We start from the raw sequence: 21,869 nt of genomic DNA, 5'->3' as shown, positions 1-21,869 counted from the left end.
TGCAAGGTTCGAACGGTAACGCCCAGACGCTTTGCCATTTCATTTGGTTTAATCATTGCCACGCTATCCACCTCCATATTATCTTTCTATGGATAGCACATCATCATTTTCCATATTCATCTACGCATTTCTACGCTATTCTACTTTTTTGCCAATGGTTAGTTCCTCCTTTCACGTCACTTACACTTACTGCGTTCTGCCCAAATAGTGAAAGTCCGGATCGCGTCCGACACGATAACAGGCGAAGGCCCGCGTTAATTCATTGTGAAACGTCACCAAGATGGCCGGCGTGGCCCAGGTTGAGGCCGCCCAGAAGACGGTATCGTCCGGCTCACGGGGATCATTGGGATACCGGTAATAACCGCGGTCTTCATCCCAAATGGTCCCCTGCGTATTCAACCAGTCCTCGGCCAGCCCCGCCTGCACCACCGCCATGACATCGTGGTTGTCCCGAATCAGGGCCGCCAATTTGTCCCAGTCCAACTGCCAATCGTGTTGCTTGGGCAATTGATTGCGCGTGCCCAATGGCGTATGCCGCAGGGCAATCGGGTCAAAGTCAATAAAATCCATGGTCGTTGACCTCCTCATTAGCTTCTAGGTCAATCATACCGCAGCTTTCGCTCACTAGACGACTCATCTATTTGGCTACAAATGGTCCTCAGATTAACCGTTAGTCTGGGGGCCATTTCTCACTGCCTATCATACCTGAAAGCGCTTAAAATTGCGACTCTTACACCCGCAATCCATTAAGCTGGTTAACCACCAGCCTATCCTGACCATTAGCAAAAAGCGCCGGGTCTCACTGTCCCCGCCGTTAAGTTTGGTCAAGATGGTCCCCTGTCAGGCACCGAATCTCCGTGAGTTGGAACTGACGGTACTGCCCCGTCACCAACCGCACCACGATCTGGTCCCCATCGACACCGGCAATCACGCCGTCTACGGTCGCCAACACCCCGTTATCATCCACGCTGTTCAGCTGCAAATGCACGGGCTTTCCCGCCCGCCAGGCCGCCGCCAACCGCCGGCTCAATACCGGCCAGGCTTCCTGGGGACGGGCGGATTCGACCCGTTCCGCGGCGTGCATTTTAGCCAAGGCACTGGTGTGATCGGACAAGTAAAAGCCGCCCCACTTCAACATGCCGCGATCCCGATAATCACGCCGAAAGAACTCGGCGGCTAACCGATCATCCGTTGTCTGATGGAGAACCATGACACACCACTTCCTTAATGAATCCACCGCTGGCTCACTGGCCACCGAACTCGCCCAAAGTTCACGAAGTTTAGAGACAACTGGGTCTGTTGTTGGAGCGCCCGGATGACCTGTTCCAAGACGGCCAAATCGGTCGTCCGCAACGTGTGCAGGGGAATCGAGCGTGCCCGATGATGCTGACGTTGAATGTTCATGAAAAAATTAAACGTTTGGCCGTACTGATCGTTCACGACATCAATTCGGTACTGGCAATGCCACTGCGCCGTAAACCACTCGGCTAGCCGCGCGTAAATTAAATCGGCTTCTTGTTTGGGTTCAATCAAAACTATTCCCCCCATTGTGACCGCCGACCAGTGCCGCCCGCCGGAGCATGGTCCCCCCAGGCATGAGACTGCTGGCCGGAATGACCGCGGTCTTGCCGAACTTATCCCGAAGTTCGTCAATCACCCGGTCGAAACGTTCATTCTTAATCTGGCGATGGGGCTCCTGAAAGATGTCGAGTTGCAGGCCCCGACTGGTATTTAGGCGCGACAGACCCACACTGATGTTGCGGATCGCTTGCCCCTCCCAGTGCTGGCGAAACAGCCGTAAGAGTGCGGCCGCAATCGCCTGTACATTATCGGTCGGTTCGATCCGACAGCTATGGTGAAAGCCGCTCCGGCCGTCATCGGCCTCTCCTGTCCGGGCAAGACCAATCCCCAGACTGACGCAACCGGCCTGCTGGTGATGATGGCGCATTCGCGAGGTCGTCTGCTGGCCAATCTCACGAATGACCAACTCAATCTCCTGTTGAATCTGGTAGTCTCGCGGTAATACCTGCGAATTACTCCAGCTCTTCTCCTTGGCCAGTCGCAACTGATGGAGCTGACTCCGGTCGATGCCCCAAGCCAGCGCAAAGAGTTGGGCGCCAATCAATCCCATCTCCGCCCGCAACTCATAGGGATTGACCATGGCCAGATCCCGCATGCTGTGAATCCCCAGCCGTTGTAAGTGAGCCGCCGTTCGATGGCCGATACTCCAGACACTTTCCAGATTGGTGATGGGCCAGATGGCGCGTGGAAAGCTCTCGTAGGTTAGCCGTCCGATCAGCTCGTGGTCGTGCTTGGCCTGCAAGTCTAACGCGAGCTTCGCCTGCACGGGATTCTCTCCAATTCCCACGGTCGTGTACAACCCCATCTCGCGGCGAATCCGCAACTGAATGCGGCGGGCCACCTGCTCGGGCGTCGAGCCAAATAGCCGCCAAGACTTGGTCATATCCAGGATGGATTCATCGATCGAGTACGGAAACAGGTCGCTATCGGCCACGTACTCCCGGAAAATTTTATTGATCTTCAAATTCTCCTGAATATACAAGTTCATGCGGGGCGGGACGACCAAGATGCGGGGGTCATCGGGCACTTCATATTGGCGCGACACGTTGCTAATGCCGAAGAGCTTCTTAGCCATGGGTGACGCGGCCAACACCAGACCACTCCCGGTGTTATCCGCCTCCGACATCACCACGATCACCGACCGCAACGGATTGAGCCCCCTAGCCGCGCTTTCCACGCTGGCATAAAAGGACTTATTGTCGATCATAAAGAACAAGCCGTGCGGTTCATTTTGATAATCCATGTCCGTTCCCCCTCACTTGTTGTTTCCATTATACGAACACTTGTTCGGAAATGCAAGCTGATTTTCTAAATTCTCTTCCCGACACTGTGGGACGCGCTTGTCCCGGCTAAAAGCATTGCGGTTGAGGGGAGAACGGCACGCTATCTTCCAGTTTTCGAAGCAGATGAGCCGCCGGATTAACCGCGGACTGACTATTTTCATTTAATCTAGCCTTTTGCCGGTGTATCGACTAGACCATTTCACTATAAAATTAAATCATTCAGTAAACCAGTTCACCGAACAAGGGGCCGCTTCCACTAGGCGAGGCTTCCGCAGCACGCCCTAAATGGAAAACCTAAATTTTTGCATTTGGGTAGCTTTTACAACCCATCCGTGGTACTATGAACTTGTGAAGTTAGCCCTAGTCAACTAGCTTCCTCAACTTTAAATGCAGGATCAGGTTTACCGTCACTTAAACGCGGTAAAGTTGGTTCTGTTTTTTATTTTGGCATCGTTTCATCCATGTTACAGTGTTAATCAATTGTTACAAACCAGTTACAAGTTTATTTATCAACCGATTATTCAAAAAAGCTGATGATTGACGACGGCTTACCGTCACAATCATCAGCTTTTATTGGTCTATTTAGCAAAGGCCGTCCGCATGGCTAACGTATCCGCCTGTGGATTTTGGCTCTGCGTCAACAGGGTAATTACAGCCACTCCGGCCGCCCCCGTCGCCGCAATGGCGGGCAGTGAATCCACCGTGACGCCCCCAATCGCGACGATCGGGACCGTGGCTTGCTCAACCAACGCCTGCAAGCCGGCCACACCCATCACGGGATCAGCATCGGCCTTGGACGTGGTCGGGTAGATGGGCCCACTCCCGATGTATGAGATTCCCTTGATCTGATTGGCTCGTGCGACCTGTTCAGCCGTATTACACGACAGGCCCACGAACATATCGCGACCGTTCACCGTGCTCAAAACCTTCGTAATCTGTTCGTCGCTTTGGCCCACGTGAATGCCATCCGCGTGAAGCAACAGCGCGAGTTCAACGTCATCATCCACGATAAAGGGCACGCTGGCCTCGTGGCATTGTTCTCGCAGATCACTGCCCAACGCAACCCGCTGTTCGGGCGTCAAAGTACTGGCGCCCTTATCTCTGAACTGAAACGCGGTGATGCCGGCCCGTAACATGGTCGCCAACACCTCTCGTAAATCTTGACCGGGAACGTCCTGGCTCCCCGCCACAAAGTAGGCCCGTAAAAGACCGGGCTCAAAAGTTACTGACATTATTCAGCACCTCCTTGGCCAAATGCCCAATGATTCAAGGGTCCATGGCCATTTCCAACTGCAATGGGATTGACAATCGCTGCCGTGACGTAGCGTTTGCCAATGCGAATGGCCGTCTCAACATCCTGGCCCTTCGCCAACTCCGCCGTGATACACGACGACAACGTATCGCCGGTTCCGTGTGTCCGCACGGTGTCGGCGCGCGGGGCCGTTAACCAGAAGGACCGGCCATCGGCGAGCAACACGAAATCACGGGCTTCCTGCGACGCGATCTCGTGGCCCCCCTTTATCATGACATTTCTGGCGCCTAAATCCTGTAACGCCACCGCGGCCGCTTCCATTGCGGATTCATCCGCGATTTTTGTCCCGGTCAGGCGTTCCGCTTCCGGTAAATTCGGCGTCAACACGTTCGCCAGTGGCACCAGCTCGTCACGTACCGTGGCCACGGCATCGTCGGCCAACAAGGCCGCCCCGCCCTTGGCAATCATGACGGGATCGACCGTTACGGGGCCAAAATCGTAGCGCTTTAAATTCTCAACGACCCCGTGAACGTGCTCGGCATCCGCTAACATCCCCGTCTTGCAGGCCCGAATCTTTAGATCGGCCGCCAGTGAGGCAAACTGTTCATCGACCAACTTTTGAGGTAGGGCCATGAAGTCCTGAACACCCAGCGTATTCTGGGCCGTCACCGCGACCACCACGGCCGTGCCAAAGACGTTTCGTTCCTGCATCGTCTTCAAGTCGGCCATGACGCCAGCGCCACCCCCACTATCGGTTCCCGCAATCGTTAACGTCTGTGGAAATTCATTTGCCATCCTACATTCATCCCTTCTACTGATAAGCCGCGATTGCCGCAATCTGGGCAGTCGTGGTCATTTGTAACCCGTCCAATAACTGGACGATGAAGCTCCCGGCCCCCAGGTTTGGTGTGGCCTGGACGACGCGTTGACCAATCACCGCAAAGACCAGGCAGGCCGTCTGTGCCGCCTCGAAATAGTCGTCATCTACGGCACAAAAGGCCGCCACGATACTGGACAACATGTCGCCGGAGCCCACGTGAATCTGAAAGAGCGGCGTGCCATTCATCACTTTAACCACCCGTTCGCCATCCGTAATGATGTCGGTGGGCCCGGATAAAATCACCACGCAGTTTAATTTTTGCGCACAGGCTTGGGCAATCGCCACGAGATCCCCGGTCCCCTCACCAGCATCGATTCCCTTGGCTTGCCAATCCACATCGGCCAACGCCGCAATCTCGCCGGCATTGCCCCGAATCACGTCCGGTTGGAAATGACTCAGCAGGTTCACCGCCACGTGCTTCCGGTACGTCACCGCGCCCACCGCCACGGGATCAACCACCAGTGGCTTATAGTGCTGGTTCGCCAGTTCGCCAACCTTGCGGATCTGTTCAACCTGCGTCTGGGTAAAGGCCCCCAGATTCAGGCAAACGGCGCTGGACAGCCCCACCATTTCACCGGCTTCGGCGACTTCTTCGGACATAATCGGTGAGGCCCCCAATGCATTCAGACCATTGGCCACGTCTTGGACCGTCACGAAGTTGGAGATGTTGAACACAATCGGATTCTGTTGGCGTAAGGTCGTTAACAAGTCTAATTTCATATTTCTTCCCCCTTAGGAATCTGCTGACAACTATTCGACGACTGATGCGGTTGGGAAACCGTTTGGACTGGCCGCCTTACCGTTCGCGAAATCTGGGCTGGAACGCTGGGGAAGGACGGGCCAAGCCAAAGAGCGGTCTTGGCCCTCGCTTGGAACCGCCAAGAACCAGCGTTTCCAAGTCGCCCATTTCCGACTGGTAAATCACCAGTCGAAAATGCCCCGGCTGAGCCCAGATTTCGCTCACTCACGGCTACCGCAGCGGTTTCCGACCGACCAGCCATCAAATTCCCGACATTCCCCAATATTCTATTCAGAATCCGGCAATCTCCGCATTCCAACACCGCTTCGCACCGCGGTAAGCCGACGCCCTCACGCTTTTCCCAATTTCAACCCACTAGACGTGCCCCGTTCAACCGATTCTAGCGACCACAAAAAACGGGCCGTCAGCTCACAAGGTTTGTGAACCGGCAGCCCGTTACGTGCCACGACACATTCCCTTCGCAAGTTCCAACTTGACAGGTTCCAAGGGATCACGGGCACACCCGCATCTCAGTCCATCGTGGACACCCCTAGTGTTCTGGTTATTTCCAGCATAACAGGTTTTCCCGTAACGTCAACGATTCTCGTGTTGGCGGGTAATCTGTTCAGCCGCTTTACCGACCAATTGCCATAAATGATCGAGCATCTTGTCCGAGAGCAGCCGTCGCGCAATCAGAATTTCATTGCCCGCGCCGGCCGTATAGCGGGTCTTCGGTCGACGGGACAGGGCCGCTCTGTCAACCAGTCGCGCAATGACTTGCGGCTTGCTGGCGAACTTCTTGGCCGCCTTTAGAATTGCCGCAGCTCGGCCAGCGCCCTGCTCGTACGGCCCATTAGCAGAGGTTGCCTGCAAGTGGTCGGCCGCAATGTCCGCCCATTCCGATTGAATCGAGCCCGGCTCAATCACCGCGACCTGAACGCCCTGTGCATCTAGCTCTAGCCGCAACGCATCCGACAATCCCTCCAGGGCAAATTTTGACGCCACGTACCAGCCGCCAAAGGGTTGGGCCACCTTACCGTCAACGGACGTGATGTTGATGATTCGACCAGCATGCTGTTGGCGCATCATTGGCAAGACGGATTGAATCAACCGCGCGACCCCGAACAGGTTCACGTCAAATTGATTCTGCGCCTGTTCTAGCGGCACCTCTTCCACCGCACCCATCAAACCATAACCGGCGTTGTTCACCAGAATGTCGATCCGGCCCGTTTCGCTGACGATGCGATCGACCACGTGCTCCACGCTGTCGGGGTCCGTGACGTCCAACGCCACCGTCGTAATGCCCAAATCATCCAAGTCATTCATCCGACTCACGCGCCGTGCCCCGGCATAGACCGTGACGCCATTTCGCTGGAGACTCCGCGCAATCGCATTGCCAATTCCTGATGACGCGCCCGTAACCAACGCTACTTTTCGCTGTACCATAAACCTGACCTCCTAATTTAACGGACCAACTAACTGCTTACGCTCATTGTAAAATTCCCGGTAGGCCCAGTAACAGGCCAAGACCGAACCGATACTCGTCGCCGACGTCAACATAAAGATCACCATAATCTGATACTTAATCGCCCGCACCGGATCGACGCCGGCAAAGATCAACCCGGACATCATCCCCGGCAGACTCACGATGCCCATCGTCTTGGCCGAGTCGATCGTCGGTTGCATCCCCGTCTTAATGCTGGCGCGCACGATCTCACGCGACGCATCCTTCAGGTCCGCACCCAACGCCAGCTTTTCCAAGACGGCCTGCCGTTCCTGCTTGAATTGGGTGTTGAGATTGCGGTAACACAGCCCAATGGCGACCATCGAGTTGGACGCGATCATCCCCGCGATGGGAATCATCTGCGACGGAATAAAGGCGATGGCGCCGGCGGCCATCAACACGCCCAGCGTCACGGCCGTACTGATCAGGATTGCCCCGACGGAAATCGGCAGGGCGTGGGGAATCCCGTTACTGCGCTGTTTGGCATTGTACCCGGCATTGAAAATAATGATGAGAATCAACGTTGCCGTTAGCCAAACATTGTTGACGCGGAAGATGTATTTTAACAGGTACCCCACCACGAAGAGTTGGATCACCGCCCGAACCACCCCGACAATCATGTCCCGGTCGATTCCGAGCTTCTCGTGCCAGCCAATCGCTAGGGCAATCATCACCAGCCCCAACGCCAGCAACAACGACTGATTATTGACGGTTAAATTCATTGTGCACCTCCTGCAACGATTCTGCCATTAACTAGTGTGACCAATCGCTGAGCGGCCGCAATTTCCGTTTGATCATGGGTGATGGCAATCACGGTAATCCCGTCGTCGCCGTTAAAATGCCGAATCATTGACCAGACAAACGCCTTGTTCTCGGCGTCCAGCCCGGCCGTCACCTCGTCTAAGATCAGCACCTCCGGGTAAATCATGACGTTGCGTAACAACGCCACTCGCTGGCGCTGACCACCCGACAGATCGACCACGGCCTTATCCAAGTCGCTAGCCGTCAATCCCACGTATTCCAGCGCGGCCACCGCCCGTTGTTGGTCAAAGGGGAATTGCCGAATCTGGTAGGGGAACTGGAGATTATCCCGGACCGTTTCGCCAAAGAGCGTTGGCTGCTGGAAACTGTAGGACACGCGCCGCCGGTAGGCAATCGGATCGTAGTCATCGATGGATTGGCCCGCAAATCGCAGGTCCCCACTGGTTCGGGTGAGGAGTGAAGCGATAATTCGGACCAGCGTGGACTTGCCACCCCCGGATGGCCCGGAGAGCGTGACCCATTCGCCAGCGTCAATCGTTAGATCAATTCCCTGTAAGATCGGCGTTTCGCCAACCTGATAGCCAACTTGTTTCAATTCCAACAAACTCACGAATCCAGTCTCCTTCTCGGTTAGATTTAACACAGCGGGGAGTGTGCGGACGGGCCCACTGTGCATATAAATTGATTATACCCAACCCCCATTCGCTTGCCTATGGAAACGGCTTCATTTTACCGAAAAAACCGTAAAACCCCGGCAACCACTAAAGTTTGGTATAATGTTCAGGACCGTAACTGTTCGGAAAAAATCATCAGGACCCTCATGTCAATTTTAAGTAGGAGAAATTATGCCAAATTATGAGTCAAAGAATCACCGCGGCTTTCACAATGACCGCAACGACCGGCGTCAACACAGCGCTGGCAATCACAACCACACTACCCACAACTACCGATCGACGAATCGCCGTCGCGAAACGCCACAGGTTCAAGTCGAAGTTGGGCAACGTTTCCCACTCACCATTAAGCGGATGGGCATTAACGGTGAAGGCATCGGCTATTACAAGCGCATGGCCGTCTTCATTCCGGGAGCATTAACCGGCGAAGAGGTCGTCGCCGAAGTCACCAGCGTGGCCACGCGCTATCTGCGGGCCAAAGTTCACCGCATCCGTCAGACCAGCCCGCATCGCGTGGAACCTCGCGACGCTTACGCCGATCAAGTCGGCGGTTTCGAGTTGGAACACCTCGCTTACCCGCAACAATTGACCTTCAAACGCGACGTGGTGGCCCAATCGCTGGAACGCTACCAACCCGAGGGCTACAAGCACTACGACTTACGGCCAACACTGGGGATGGACGACCCTTACGGCTACCGCAACAAGGCCCAATTCCAAGTTCGTCGTAACGCCGAAGGACAGGTTGAGGCCGGGCTTTACGCCGAACGTAGCCATGACCTCGTTGACTTGCCGACCTGTTCGGTTCAGATGCCCGTGACCATGCACGTCATGCGTGCCGTGGTCGCCATGCTTCAGGACCTCGACCTACCGATCTACGACGAGGAACAGGGCTCCGGTATCGTCAAGACCTTGGTCGTCCGTGCCGCCGCACATACCGACGACGTCCAACTGGTCTTCATTACCAATTCACCGAAGCTCCCCCACAAGCATGAGCTATTGACCCGCATCGCCACCGAACTGCCGGAAGTCACCTCCGTGATGCAAAACATCAATCCCGGGAAGACGTCGCTGGTTTGGGGCGATGAGACGCAGCATCTTGCTGGTGCCGAGACCATTACCGAAAAGCTTGACGGTCTAGCCTTCAAGCTGTCGGCACGGGCCTTTCTGCAACTGAATCCCTACCAAATGGAAGTGCTCTACGCCGAAGCCAAGAAGGCCCTAGACCTTCAGCCCGGCGAAACCGTGGTCGATGCCTACTCCGGTATCGGGACGATTGGCCTGTCGCTGGCTAGTGTGGCCGAAGAGGTTCGGGGGATGGACGTCATCCCCGAAGCCGTGGCCGATTCCAACGAGAACGCCGCCGCTAACGGCATCACCAACGCCCATTACGAATTGGGAACCGCCGAGGACCTGTTGCCTAAATGGATCATGGCCGGTTTCCATCCGGACGCTATCGTGGTTGATCCGCCCCGTACCGGTCTGGACGGCACGTTGATTGAAACCATTTTAGCGGTTCGTCCGCCGAAATTAGTCTACATCTCCTGCAACCCGTCGACACTGGCCAAGGATCTGGTTGAACTGACCCACGATTATCGCGTGGACTACATTCAATCCGTGGACATGATGCCCCAAACGGCCCGATGTGAAGCCGTCGTTAAGCTCAGTCGGCGGTAGTAAGCGCGCTCGCACGTCGGGACTATCAATAGATTAATAGGCAGTCCCGCTTTTTCGTGTTAGACTTTTACTTAACGTAATCACACAGAATTCTGTAGAAAGTTGGCAAATGACATGCAAGATCCTTTCAGGGGCTTTAACAACGATGATGATCCAGATAACCAAAATGGTGACGGCCCTCAAGGTCTGCCGTTACCGCCAAACTACGCAACCGTTGTTAATCCCGAAACGGGGAATATGCGTATCGCCAAGGTCGGCTTTTCTTGGACCATGTTTATCTTCCCCCCGTTTCCCGCAATGTTTCGCGCAGACTGGTACAATCTATTCTGTATTTTGGGTGTCGAGCTCAGCATCATGATGGTGCTGTCCATGATGGTCCCCGTCAATCAGCTCGCCCAGTTCTTCGCCGTTGGCGGTTGGGAAATGCTTCGGGGCTTCCTCTGGGGGGCACTCTACAACATGATGTACTTTAAGCATCTGTTCACGCGCGGCTTCGTCCCAGCGGATGACCGATCCAAGGCACTATTGACGCGCGCACGCTACTGGTCCCAACCCAAAGATAATGACTAATCCAATGGCGATAAACCTTGCCAGCTGGGAACCTATCATTATTTTCGAAGTTTCAGCAATTTAATCCTAGAAACACTAAAGAGCCTGGGCATTTGCCTAGACTCTTTTTTAAACGCCAAGCCACCGGGATTCTCAATTCAAGAATGGCTAGTAGCCTATCTCGCCAAATCACGGGTTGATCCTCTCAATATGTATGTCATTAAGTCACTAATCCATCAGATAGTAACTCGGGGTAAGTATCGCTGCCACAAAAAGGGTCGTTGCTTTATCGCGATCCTTTTATTCGATTAATGTTGCTTACGTTGTGGTAAAACGAAGTAACCTAAGATAATGCCTAAGCCAAAGAGTAACAAGCCCACACCTAAGGCAATTGCACGGTGCGCGGTCTTTTCACCGGTCTGTGGTAATGTCTTCTTTTGATTATCCGCCATTACTTGACGGTGGGAGGCGTTATTCGCAACACTGGCTTGTGACTGTGCCGCCTGTGCCAATCGTGCCGAACGCGTTGCCATGGCTTGCGCTTGTCCACTGGTTGCAGTTTGACTTTGACCATTCGTCATGCCTTGCTGCGTCCCAGTTGCCGCTTGACCGCCAGCTTCTGGACTCATCGTTTGACTACTCTCGCTGCTCTCGTCATTTTCGTTAGCAGGTTGAGTTGTCGCTGGCGATTCGGGCTCAGTCGTTGGATTTTCTGGTTCAGTTGCTGGATGTTCGGGTTCAGTTGCTGGATTCTCTGGTTCAACAACTGGATGTTCAGGTTCGGTCGTTGGATGCTCCGGTTCAGGCGTGGTTACAGGTTCATCCTCATCTGGTTCAAGATCACCACTATCTGGTTCTTCTGGCTCAGTTGTTCCGGGTTCTTCTGGGTTGGTTACACCAGGCTCTTCTGGATTCTCAGGTTCACCAGGCTCTTCTGGATTCTCAGGTTCGCCAGGCTCCTCTGGATTTTCAGGTTCACCAGGTTCCTCTGGATTCTCAGGTTCACCAGGTTCCTCTGGGTTCTCAGGTTCGCCAGGCTCTTCTGGATTTTCAGGTTCACCAGGTTCTTCTGGGTTCTCAGATTCACCGGGCTCCTCTGGATTTTCAGGTTCGCCAGGCTCTTCTGGGTTCTCAGGTTCCTCTGGATACTCAGGATCATCTGGATATTCTGGATCTTCTGGGTTCTCAGGCTCCGTAACACCTGGTTCCTCAGGCACATCGGGTTCACCCGCGCCTTCGACACCTAAGTTGATATATCCAACTCCGGCAACGTAAGACTTGATAAAGGTAATCTTCCCAACGGAATCATCCTTCGTCACGTTCGCCGTCCCAACAGTGGACGTCACACCCGTGATTGGAAATTCCTCGTCTTCTGGAATCCGTACGTTTAGTGGAATATAGAAGTTCGTGGTATCCCCTTTATCAATCTTAATGCCACGCGCAACGCTCCACTTGTACTTGACTCTGTATTCAACGTTTTGTGGTAAAACTTCTGAATGTGAGTGAACTTTACCTCTGGTATCCACAATCGTGGCATCAGAAGCTTTCAGACCACTCGTTTGAATAACCTTAGCTTCACCGGTTACGGGATTCTCTAACAGGAAGAGTCCACTCAAACTTGAAGCCGCTAATAGACTAATTTTCCAAATCTTTTTCATACTTATTCCTCCCGTATCCATTAGGTCCTCCCTAATGCACCTAAACCCTAACACGTCTGGCCATCCATTGTTCACAAAGTCTATTCGTTCGTTAAGTTTAGAAACGGGCACGATTCCTTTAACATCAACAATCAGCGGTTAATCAGTAACGTCATCAACCGTCCATTTTCACAAAGTCGTGGTTGCTTAATCCATAAACCTTGTTGGGGGGCCACTAACTTTCGACAATTAATTTTTTCAATAATCGGATAAGCGGTCACACCGCCAATACAAACCATTCTTTTCCCCCATGAATCATACTGGCGCAACACACTGGCACCTATTCATTCATTGTGCACAATTAGTCAGAGTCTTTAAGGTAAACCATCGTGACGGTTCACCACATCTAAGACGGCAAAATGGGTTGCCCCTGACCCGATACTTGCCACTTTTTAAACTAAGCCTTAAACTCTTCTCGTCACCTTGGTTTTTAGTTGCGGTGCTCGCCGTGATTTGGTACATTAAGGCTACTAATCTCACTGTTAACTAACTGATAAGGAGTTCATCATGAAAAAGACGCGATCCGATAGTCCATTGAACCGCTTCTTCAAGGGCGTCATTATTGCCTTAGGGTTCATTCTTCCCGGTGTTTCCGGCGGCGTCCTCGCTGCCATTCTCGGTCTCTATGAACGTTTGTTAGGTTTTATGGCGCATTTTCGGCAGAATTTCAAACGTGATTTCTGGTATTTTGTCCCCGTGGGCCTCGGTGGCATTGTCGGCATTGCCCTCTTATCGGCACCACTTGAATACCTCCTGGTTCGCTGGCAGGTCATCGTCTTGTGGGGATTTGCCGGCGCAATCATTGGGACCCTTCCCGCGCTCATGCACACCGCCAGTTCGCAAGGACCGCGAGACGCTGTCGATTACCTCTGGTTCACGGGTACGCTACTAATCAGTAGTGGCCTCCTCTACTTCATGAGTGACCTGTTCGGCACGCTCCCAGCTAATTTTGGAGGCTTCATGGTCGCTGGGGGCCTGATCGCTTTAGGCGTACTCGTGCCCGGCCTGAGCCCCTCAAACCTGTTGCTCATTTTAGGCCTCTTTACGCCCATGCTCACCGGCTTCAAGAACCTCGACTTGCTAGGGGTCTACCTACCGATCGCACTGGGGGGTGGACTGGCCATGATCCTGTTCTCCAAAGCCATGGACTATCTGATTCAGCGATTCCACTCCCGCGTTTACCACTTCATCTTAGGGATTGTCGTGGCCAGTACGCTCCTGATCCTGATTCCCAATCCGCACGCCGCCGAGAGTATTTCGTACGTTGGAACAACTTGGTCCACGGTCCTATTTAGTGGCTTGGCCGCGATTGTCGGCGTGGCACTGGGCTACTGGATGAGTCGCTTAGAGGTCAAATACAAGTAGCGCAAGGTTGTTTTGTCTCGCCCCCTTGCGTCCTTCTCGTCAATTCACTAAACTAATACCGATACCCGCACTTTTCAGCCCCCAAAAAATCACGGCGCCGAGAAGACCGCGTTCGCTATTTTACTTGGGAAGGATCTGCTACCATGACACGTCAAAATAAACCATCGGCTCCGGCTCCCGCGCCAACACCACAGTCCGTGGCCAATCCAGAAGTTGCCCTTGCCGTTCGGGAACTTCGACAAAGTACTGGGCTTTCACAGCATCGCTTTGCCAAATTAGTCGGCAAACCACAATCAACGATTATTCGAATTGAAGCCGGCTCAATGAACGCTTCCGTCAGGGTGCTCCGGGATATCGCCACAGCAGCGGGAAAGGAACTGTCAATTCGGTTTGTCACGCCCGCATCAGAGACTGACAACCCGGACAAGCGGCTTCAATAAATAAAATAGGCACATACTGGCCGCCTTACCGTTCGCCAAATTTGGTCTGGAACGCGATGGATAGGACGGGATTGTATTCAGAAATTTTCAACCTTCATCTCCGAACAAAACAAGGGATTGCGGCCGTGGTCGCAATCCCTTGTTTCGTGTTTTGTCTAGTCATTATCTGGTTTAAAGGCTCGGGTGGCTTTCACCGCCTGTTGCCAACCGGCATATAGCCGTGCTCGCCGATCCGGTAACATATTGGGCGTGAATAATCGACCAGAACTCCTGATCTGTTTGACTTCATCCAAGTTCTTCCAATACCCGACGGCCAGTCCCGCCGTAATCGCGGCACCCATCGCCGTGGTCTCCTCGTCGGCGGCACGTTTCACGGGCGTGGCAATAATATCAGCTTGAAACTGCATCAGATACCGGTTACGCGAAGCCCCACCATCGGCCATCAACTCGGAGATTTCAATTCCGGTATCCTGCTTCATGGTGTGCAAGACATCCCGGGTCTGATAAGCAATCGACTGCAGAGTCGCCTTCACAAAGTCATTGCGATTCGTCCCCCGCGATAAACCGAAGACGGCCCCCTTTGCATCGGGATCCCAATACGGTGCGCCTAAGCCGTTAAAGGCCGGTACCACGTACACCTCGTCATCGTCAGTCGAGGCCATGGCCGCTTGCCGAGACTCGGGCACGTTATTGATAATCTTCATGCTTTCGTGAAGCCAAGCTAACGCCGTCCCGGCCACTAAAATGGACCCTTCCAGTGCGTAGGTCACCTGACCATCCATTTTGTAAGCGATCGTGGTCAACAGATTGTGTTCGGACGTCCGGGGCTCATCCCCGGTATTCATCATGACGAAGGCCCCGTCGCCATACGTATTCTTCACCGTTCCCGGTTCTAAGGCTAACTGACCCAGGAGCGCGGCCGATTGGTCACCAATGATACCGGCAATTGGGACCTCGACGCCGTAGAATTGGAAATTCTGCGTCACGCCGTAGACTTCAGAGCTGGACTTAACCTCGGGAAGCATGGCCGCCGGAATATTCAGCCAATTCAAAATATCCTGATCCCACTGCAGGTCATGAATGTTAAATAACATGGTTCGACTAGCGTTACTGTAGTCGGTGACGTGAATCTTCCCCCCCGAAAGCTTCCAGGCTAGCCAGCTATCAACCGTTCCAAATAAGAGGTCCCCCGCTTCTGCACGTTCCTGTGCACCGGGAACGTGATCGAGAATCCAGCGAATCTTCGTGGCACTGAAGTAAGCATCCAGAACCAGGCCGGTCTTGTCCTTAATGGCTTTAGTTCGACCATCCGCGGCCAATTTTTTCGCTAAGCTGGCCGTCTGTTGACTTTGCCACCCAATCGCGTGGTAAATGGGCTCACCGGTGATTTTATCCCACACGATCGTGGTTTCCCGTTGGCTACTAATCCCGATAGCCTGAATGTTCTCCGGGTGAATCGACGCGTCGATTAACGCGCTGGCAATCACCGACAAGACGCTGTTCCAAATCTCGTTGGCGTCGGATTCCACCCACCCAGCATGGGGATAATACTGGGGAACTTCCTTGTAACCCTCGATGACTTTACGTCCCGTCCGGTCAAAGATTAACGCACGGGTGCTACTCGTCCCTTGGTCAATCGCTAAAATATAATCTTCTGGTTGTTTAAGTGCCATATGTATTGACTCCCTCCATACCTGCTTTTAAATCGGAAGCGGTTCCAATTTTAACTTCACTTATCATAGCACGACCGCAACTGAAAACACCAGATTTTGTATCGGCGCTACCGGAGTTTGACCATTCCTTAAGGTTTACTGCGGCACTAAATCCGCAAGTGTTGCCCGGCCAAAAAGGATTGGGCAAAGTCGGCATCACCCTTCACCCGTTTACCAAATTCATCAATCAAGGCGTGAAATTCTTGGTAATCCACCAAGCCGAAATTCAGTTGGCCCATTACTTTCTTCTGAAACGCCGGATAAGTCTTGGGCATCGTGGCGCCCAACCACGTAAACAATCGGCGCGCATACGTATCGACCATAAAGGTGCCGTGATCCAGCGTGTACATCAAAATATAATCGGCCGTTTCGTTGCCAATGCCGGTAATCCCCAACAGGTCGGCCCGCAGACTGGCACCATCACGCCGCTTCAAGACCGCCAAATCATCGTTCGCCTGACCCAGCCAGTCGGCCAAGTCCAGAATCGCTGTACTCTTACGCCGGTAGAAACCACTACTACGAATCACCGGCATCAACGTCTCCGGCGTGTAGGCCCGCAACTTGGCCGGCTCAAAGCCCGTCTGCGCCTTGAGCTTGATGAGCGATGGTTCGACGTTACGCCAATTGGTATTTTGGACCAAAATGGCGCCCAGCATGATTTCCACTGGTGTCTCCGCCCATGGCGTTCCCGGCTTTAACCACGGTTGGGGCCCCATCTCCCGGGCCATCGTTCGATATAGTTCTTCTAAGGTCACGTTAGCGTCCTCCTCCAAAATGCAATATCTTCTATTCTAACGATCCGGCCCATCCGATGCCAGCGATGGCACTTAAGGTTTGAGAAAGTTCCCCCTATTGTGGCAAGGCTAACGACTATTCTCATACAATAATCACGTACTACCCGCCTTGCCGTTCGCCAAATTTGGTCTGGAACGCTGTGGGGAGGACGGGAAAAGCCAAAGCCCTGTCTTTTCCCTCGCTTTGAGCCGTAAGACCACGTCTCAAAGTCGCCATTTTTCAAAAGAACCATTTGAAAAATCCCACGGCTGAGACCAAATTTAGCTCACTCACGGCTACGAGAGATGGCACCAATTAATGCAGGTGAAAGTCATTCCAGCACACCTCCCACGCATTTAGTGGTTTTCAACCATCGTAACCGGAATCGACTGGAATCAATGGTCACAGCCGCAATAGCCTGCAGTCCGAGAATCTCTGACTGTCACAGGTGATGTCTAATTTAACAGTGCTAATGCTTGCCGGTCGAGAAATAAATCGTGTTCATGAATTTTCAATCTTTGAATGGCACCTAAAAAGAGCTTGGGTAGACCACCCAAGCTCCCCATAATTCTAAATTTTGAAGCGGTTTCATTACTGCTATAACCCGTAAGACCTAGACCCGCTTGATCACCAATCGAATGTCGGCATCGCCCTCGGGATTCAATTCTTCCTTGTAATCGAAGTTAGCGCTCTTGAAGTACTTCTTGATCTCGTCGTTTAACTCCTCAACTGGCCGAACATCTTTGTCTTGTCGTTGCAGTAAAAGTGTGTATTCCTTTGAATCCTCATCGACGTTTTCAAACTTGTAAAGGATCGCTTCGGAATTCAAAATTTCTTGAATCACTTGCCGTTCTGTCATCACGTTTACCTCACTTTATTTTTATGTCTACTATTCTATTGTAGGTTTATTCAAAAAAATTGTGAACTATTTTGTCAAAATATATTGCTTACAGACTGCTGTCCCGCCGCGCACGCGTCCCATTGGGATTTCCCTGTCATCGGTGAGCTGACAAATCAACGTGACAATCCGCGCGCAAGATGGGTATACTAAGCAGTATCCATCGTCATTCTAGTTGTGGGCGAGTTTCTTTTCGCCCCATTGAAAGGAAGTAACGCTTATGCGCCCACGAATTGCTTTACCGGCCGATACACTCGATGAAGCCACAAATATTATTAACGAACGAAACGCGGCCTTTGCCCCACGCCCCGCAGTCGAAGCCATTATTAAAGCCGGCGGCCTGCCAATCATTTTACCCAGCGTCGACCCCACCGATGTGGCCGACTACCTGCCATTATTTGATGGCGTACTCTTTCTCGGTGGCGCCGACGTTGACCCCACCTTCTTCAATGAGGAACCCCACCTGCGCTTGGGTAAGACCTACCGCAAGCGCGATCTCTTTGAAGTTGAGCTCTTAAAGCAGTCGGTTGCCAGTGGCAAGGCCATTCTCGGCATCTGCCGCGGCTTACAACTGATTAATGTCGGACTGGGTGGCACGCTCTACCAGGATCTCAGTGAAGACCCCGAGGCCAAGCTCAAACACAGTCAGGCCGCCATGGGCAATCAACCCAGCCACCACGTGACCGTGCTGCCCGGTAGTATGCTCAGTCCACTGGTTGGGGAACGGCCCTACGTCAATTCGCGTCATCATCAAGCCGTCAAAGATGTGGCCCCGAGTCTGCGGGTGACGGCCACGGCCGATGACCACGTAATTGAGGCCCTCGAATCCCCGGATAGCGACCAGATTGTCGCCGTGCAGTGGCATCCCGAGAACATGTACAAACACCACGTTGAATCGCGGCGGATCTTCGAGAATTTTGTGCAACGGGCGGCTAAACGGACCAAAACTTTGTGAAAATAGCTTTCCATTGGGCTCAAATTAAACTAAACTAGAGATTATATGGGAGAAAGTAGGTGAGTCGTCGTGGCAAAGATGAAAGATTTTGGACAACGGATGCGTTTTTTGGGGTTCTCTATTTTTCTCAACTCTGCCGCCAACGCCCTCACCATCTCGACTAATCTCGGGAGTGCCGTCTGGACGGGGTCGTCCGTCAATCTGGCCAACTGGATTCACGTGCCTTTAGGGACGACCTTGTTTGGCTACGGGATTGTGGTCACGATTATGAACCAATTATTTTTGGGTCACTTCGACCGCAAACGCTTTGTCTCCAATATTCTTTATATCATCCCCTTCAGTTACCTGGTCGAGTGGATCGGCTATTTCTGGAACTGGATTGGCGTGAATTCACTCAGTCTAACGGGTCGGGTGATCGTCGATATCATCGGCCTGTTTGGGGTGGCCGCGGCCGTCTCAATCTACCAGCGATGCAATATCATCATGCATCCCAACGATGACTTGGCTTATATCCTGCGTTTCCGCTTTTTGAAGGGGTCCGCCGTGGTTGCCCAGTGGACCAGCTACATTCCACCCGTCACCATCATCGTACTGTCCTACATCTTCACCGGTCAGTTGCACGCCATTGGGTTTGGGACGGTGCTGGCACTAGTCGCTCAGGGTGCCGTGATGGGCTGGTCGGATACGCACGTCTTCCCACAGTTGAAGCATCATGTGGATGTTTAAAATTCAAAAAAAACTTGATCATGAAACACGACTGATTTTTTAAATCGGTCGTGTTTTTTTCATGCGCCAATTTAGGGAACATTAACTTTTTTCGCGACTCCCTTTAACCATGTCTCACCATCACGACCGATTCCACTAAAGCCAATGTCGGCGGACTTTTCTATCCACTTTTACCAGCATTCGATCACCCCTCAAACATTATGCCAATCTACTTATCGCTGGATTACACCAAGTCAATTAAATTGAGTAACTAGTATTTCCAATAATTATACATTTATTCAATTCGTGCTTATTCGCTTACATAACTGCTATAAAGGCATTTCGGTATATTAATATCACTACGATTATGTTATACTGCTCTCTAATGAGTAAGGAAAAAGTATAGGGGGTAATCGAAATGCTTAAATCCACACGAACACTAATAACTGCCTGTCTCGCCCTGATTCTCTTCGGTGGCATCGCCAGTCCCAGCGCGGTTTACGCCGACAGTTCCAGCACCCACACGACCACGACTAAGGCCAGTGACAGTGAGACAACGACCCTTAAGATTAGCTCGGTCGAACTGCCATACACCTTGTTTAGCAATAAGAATGGGATTAACAAGGTCTATATGTATCCTAAGGCACCAGCCGTTTTGACCGCCGATCAAATTAATGACGACGCTTACATGGCTAAGCTGAGTGAGAAAACGCCGGCCCTCGCAAACTTGCAAAACACGTTCCAAGCTATGGTTGCGAATGGGGCCAACTATGATTTAAAGCAGAGCTATCTCGACATGATCTATCCGATTTATGCTGATGAATACTCCAAGAAACAACTCGAGGAATCAACCGCCATTAGCCCATATTTGATTGCTTGGTTAATCAGCCGACTGGCAAAGATCGATCTCCACCGAATGACCTTCGAGCAGGCACAAACTGAATACCAAAATGACGTGCATCCAAAATTTGCCAAATATCCAATCATGGCTTCTAGAATTCAGCAGTATGATAAGTTATTTGAAAATGAGGAAAACTACAATAGCCATTGGAAGTATGTCTACGATACTTTAGTAAATTCAAGCTTCTTCACGGGTTATTCCAAACAAGAACTCAGTACCTTAGATCCCGATGCTTCCTACCGACAAATGATTGCTCTCATCAACAAGCCGATGTCCGATTTCTTCAAAAAACAAGCTGACGGCACTTACCAAATCGACGGCCTGCTTTTGAATAACCTTTTGGCATACAGTTTCTGGTACGAAGATAAGCCTACCATCCCCGATCCCTTGCCTACACCGCAGACGAGTCAGCCCGTCACCGTCCACTACGTCGATGACCAGGGGCAGACCCTAAAACCAGACAAGACGCTCACGGGTAAGCTGGGGGAAAGCTACAAGACCACGCCACTCGATATCGACGGTTACGCGCTCACCCAGACGGCCGGTGAAGAGAGCGGGACTTTCGGAAGTACGGCTAAGTCCGTGACCTACACTTATTCCGCCGTCCTGACTAGTGGTGGTGCCGCGGATACGATTGCGCCTGAAGGCACCGTCATCTACGCCACCAAAAAGATTGGCCTCTACAAGAACGCCACCTTTACCAATAAAGCCCGTAAACAGTGGTACGCCAAGAAGTCTCGGATTAACCGGCCGATGTTTGTCGTGACGGGTTACGCCAAATCTAAGAATGGCGCTGCGCGTTACCACGTCAAGGATGTCAACCACCACAGTAAGACCGCTGGCAAGACCGGCTACGTCACGGCCAACGCCAAATACACCAGCCGGGTTTACTACGCGACTAAGCAGAAGACCATTACGGTGATTAATCCTAAGGGCGTCAACGCCTATAGCAAGAAGAATTTGACCCATAAAAAGGCTCACTACCGACAGGGACAAGTCTTGAAGGTCAAGAAGATTGTGAACCAGAACCTGACAACCCGCTTCGTCCTCAGCAATGGCCGCTACGTCACCGCTAACAAGTTGCTCGTTCAAGCCGGCAAGCAGACGATGCCTAAGCGCGTTCAGGCTAAGACTGCGCTGAATCGCTACGACAACGTCAATTTGACCAAGCGTAATCAGCACTACACCAAGAAATCTCACGCCACCTTTAAGGTTAAAGGCTGGGATTATTCCAATGCCAATGACTTTAGTAAGGGCGATACCTTACGCTACCAGGTTGCTGGGGGTTATATCTCTGGTAATCAACGATTCGTAACGACTTTTAAATAAGGTTTCATGCTAAGTCGCAAGCACGACAAAAGGCAATGTCAAATTCAATAATACCAAGGAGATTGGGCGTTTTGTCCAATCTCCTTTTTTGATGACAGCAAAAAATACTAAGCTTAGAGGCATAAGAGTTATCCGACGGGATGCTCTTATGCCTCTATTACTTTATAGTGGTAGTGAAGACAGGCCGTGCTCCTTTTG

21 protein-coding genes and 1 riboswitch are annotated in these 21,869 nt (G+C 52.3%); of the genes, 7 read left to right on the top strand and 14 right to left on the bottom strand.

Going from position 1 to position 21,869, the window contains the following annotated elements; all coding sequences use genetic code 11:
- Nucleotides 1-186: 186 nt before the first annotated feature.
- The 10 genes from HEQ50_RS10910 to HEQ50_RS10865 all read right to left on the bottom strand — a co-directional run bounded on the left by HEQ50_RS10910 (nucleotide 187) and on the right by HEQ50_RS10865 (nucleotide 8,611).
- A complete protein-coding gene (locus HEQ50_RS10910; protein ID WP_168900546.1) occupies nucleotides 187-570 on the bottom strand; it encodes a hypothetical protein in 384 nt (127 codons plus the stop codon).
- A 244-nt stretch (nucleotides 571-814) separates the two neighbouring features.
- Nucleotides 815-1,210 (bottom strand): hypothetical protein, encoded by a 396-nt coding sequence (locus tag HEQ50_RS10905; protein ID WP_168900545.1) that lies wholly within the window; start codon nucleotides 1,208-1,210, stop codon nucleotides 815-817.
- Between the two features lie 14 nt (nucleotides 1,211-1,224).
- A complete protein-coding gene (locus tag HEQ50_RS10900; RefSeq protein ID WP_168900544.1) occupies nucleotides 1,225-1,533 on the bottom strand; it encodes a hypothetical protein in 309 nt (102 codons plus the stop codon).
- Complete coding sequence (locus tag HEQ50_RS10895) at nucleotides 1,526-2,824, bottom strand: Y-family DNA polymerase (protein ID WP_168900543.1); 1,299 nt, start codon at nucleotides 2,822-2,824, stop codon at nucleotides 1,526-1,528. The genes HEQ50_RS10900 and HEQ50_RS10895 overlap by 8 nt, the downstream gene beginning before the upstream one ends.
- Nucleotides 2,825-3,442: 618 nt before the next feature.
- On the bottom strand, nucleotides 3,443-4,096 hold the full coding sequence (thiE, locus tag HEQ50_RS10890; RefSeq protein WP_168900542.1) for a thiamine phosphate synthase: 654 nt from the start codon (nucleotides 4,094-4,096) through the stop codon (nucleotides 3,443-3,445).
- Nucleotides 4,096-4,911, bottom strand: a complete 816-nt coding sequence (thiD, locus tag HEQ50_RS10885) for a bifunctional hydroxymethylpyrimidine kinase/phosphomethylpyrimidine kinase (RefSeq protein WP_168900541.1) — start codon at nucleotides 4,909-4,911, stop codon at nucleotides 4,096-4,098. Before thiD ends, thiE begins: the two co-directional genes overlap by 1 nt.
- Before the next feature lie 16 nt (nucleotides 4,912-4,927).
- Complete coding sequence (thiM, locus tag HEQ50_RS10880) at nucleotides 4,928-5,716, bottom strand: hydroxyethylthiazole kinase (protein WP_168900540.1); 789 nt, start codon at nucleotides 5,714-5,716, stop codon at nucleotides 4,928-4,930.
- A gap of 475 nt (nucleotides 5,717-6,191) precedes the next feature.
- Nucleotides 6,192-6,297: riboswitch (TPP riboswitch) on the bottom strand.
- Nucleotides 6,298-6,329: 32 nt separating this feature from the next.
- Nucleotides 6,330-7,181 carry an oxidoreductase gene (locus tag HEQ50_RS10875; RefSeq protein ID WP_168900539.1) on the bottom strand — a complete coding sequence of 284 codons (852 nt, stop codon included), beginning with the start codon at nucleotides 7,179-7,181 and terminating at the stop codon, nucleotides 6,330-6,332.
- Nucleotides 7,182-7,193: 12 nt separating this feature from the next.
- On the bottom strand, nucleotides 7,194-7,961 hold the full coding sequence (gene fetB / locus HEQ50_RS10870) for an iron export ABC transporter permease subunit FetB (RefSeq protein WP_168900538.1): 768 nt from the start codon (nucleotides 7,959-7,961) through the stop codon (nucleotides 7,194-7,196).
- Nucleotides 7,958-8,611 (bottom strand): ATP-binding cassette domain-containing protein, encoded by a 654-nt coding sequence (locus HEQ50_RS10865; RefSeq protein WP_334427459.1) that lies wholly within the window; start codon nucleotides 8,609-8,611, stop codon nucleotides 7,958-7,960. The genes fetB and HEQ50_RS10865 overlap by 4 nt, the downstream gene beginning before the upstream one ends.
- Nucleotides 8,612-8,846: 235 nt before the next feature.
- Between HEQ50_RS10865 and rlmD the strand changes: the two genes are divergently transcribed.
- Together rlmD and HEQ50_RS10855 are read left to right on the top strand one after the other, a co-directional pair.
- Nucleotides 8,847-10,346, top strand: a complete 1,500-nt coding sequence (rlmD, locus tag HEQ50_RS10860) for a 23S rRNA (uracil(1939)-C(5))-methyltransferase RlmD (RefSeq protein ID WP_168900536.1) — start codon at nucleotides 8,847-8,849, stop codon at nucleotides 10,344-10,346.
- A gap of 114 nt (nucleotides 10,347-10,460) precedes the next feature.
- Nucleotides 10,461-10,916: a hypothetical protein gene (locus HEQ50_RS10855; protein WP_168900535.1), complete on the top strand. Its 456-nt coding sequence runs from the start codon at nucleotides 10,461-10,463 to the stop codon at nucleotides 10,914-10,916.
- Between the two features lie 287 nt (nucleotides 10,917-11,203).
- Here HEQ50_RS10855 and HEQ50_RS10850 read toward each other — a convergent pair whose 3' ends face one another.
- On the bottom strand, nucleotides 11,204-12,553 hold the full coding sequence (locus HEQ50_RS10850) for an Ig-like domain-containing protein (protein WP_168900534.1): 1,350 nt from the start codon (nucleotides 12,551-12,553) through the stop codon (nucleotides 11,204-11,206).
- 546 nt (nucleotides 12,554-13,099) lie between these two features.
- On the opposite strand from HEQ50_RS10850, the gene HEQ50_RS10845 reads away from it, so the two are divergent.
- Together HEQ50_RS10845 and HEQ50_RS10840 are read left to right on the top strand one after the other, a co-directional pair.
- Nucleotides 13,100-13,957 (top strand): DUF368 domain-containing protein, encoded by an 858-nt coding sequence (locus HEQ50_RS10845; RefSeq protein WP_168900533.1) that lies wholly within the window; start codon nucleotides 13,100-13,102, stop codon nucleotides 13,955-13,957.
- A gap of 143 nt (nucleotides 13,958-14,100) precedes the next feature.
- Nucleotides 14,101-14,397, top strand: coding sequence for a helix-turn-helix domain-containing protein (locus HEQ50_RS10840; RefSeq protein WP_168900532.1), 297 nt, complete (start codon nucleotides 14,101-14,103; stop codon nucleotides 14,395-14,397).
- 155 nt (nucleotides 14,398-14,552) lie between these two features.
- Here the strand turns inward: HEQ50_RS10840 and glpK are convergent, their stop codons facing one another.
- The 3 genes from glpK to HEQ50_RS10825 form a co-directional block, all read right to left on the bottom strand.
- Entirely contained in the window at nucleotides 14,553-16,070 is a 1,518-nt protein-coding gene (gene glpK / locus HEQ50_RS10835; protein ID WP_168900531.1) for a glycerol kinase GlpK, read from the bottom strand.
- Between the two features lie 146 nt (nucleotides 16,071-16,216).
- Entirely contained in the window at nucleotides 16,217-16,864 is a 648-nt protein-coding gene (locus HEQ50_RS10830; RefSeq protein ID WP_334427456.1) for an endonuclease III, read from the bottom strand.
- Between the two features lie 632 nt (nucleotides 16,865-17,496).
- Entirely contained in the window at nucleotides 17,497-17,742 is a 246-nt protein-coding gene (locus tag HEQ50_RS10825) for a hypothetical protein (protein ID WP_168900530.1), read from the bottom strand.
- Nucleotides 17,743-18,001: 259 nt separating this feature from the next.
- Between HEQ50_RS10825 and HEQ50_RS10820 the strand changes: the two genes are divergently transcribed.
- The 3 genes from HEQ50_RS10820 to HEQ50_RS10810 all read left to right on the top strand — a co-directional run bounded on the left by HEQ50_RS10820 (nucleotide 18,002) and on the right by HEQ50_RS10810 (nucleotide 21,671).
- Nucleotides 18,002-18,736 carry a gamma-glutamyl-gamma-aminobutyrate hydrolase family protein gene (locus HEQ50_RS10820; RefSeq protein ID WP_168900529.1) on the top strand — a complete coding sequence of 245 codons (735 nt, stop codon included), beginning with the start codon at nucleotides 18,002-18,004 and terminating at the stop codon, nucleotides 18,734-18,736.
- A gap of 69 nt (nucleotides 18,737-18,805) precedes the next feature.
- A complete protein-coding gene (locus HEQ50_RS10815) occupies nucleotides 18,806-19,462 on the top strand; it encodes a YitT family protein (protein WP_168900528.1) in 657 nt (218 codons plus the stop codon).
- A gap of 397 nt (nucleotides 19,463-19,859) precedes the next feature.
- Entirely contained in the window at nucleotides 19,860-21,671 is a 1,812-nt protein-coding gene (locus tag HEQ50_RS10810) for a DUF5776 domain-containing protein (protein ID WP_168900527.1), read from the top strand.
- Nucleotides 21,672-21,869 lie beyond the last annotated feature (198 nt).

It is taken from the genome of Lactobacillus sp. HBUAS51381, from assembly GCF_012641095.1.
GTDB lineage: Bacteria > Bacillota > Bacilli > Lactobacillales > Lactobacillaceae > Levilactobacillus.
The sequence above is the reverse complement of the archived record's forward strand: the minus strand, read 5'-3'. Positions and strand labels throughout refer to the sequence as shown.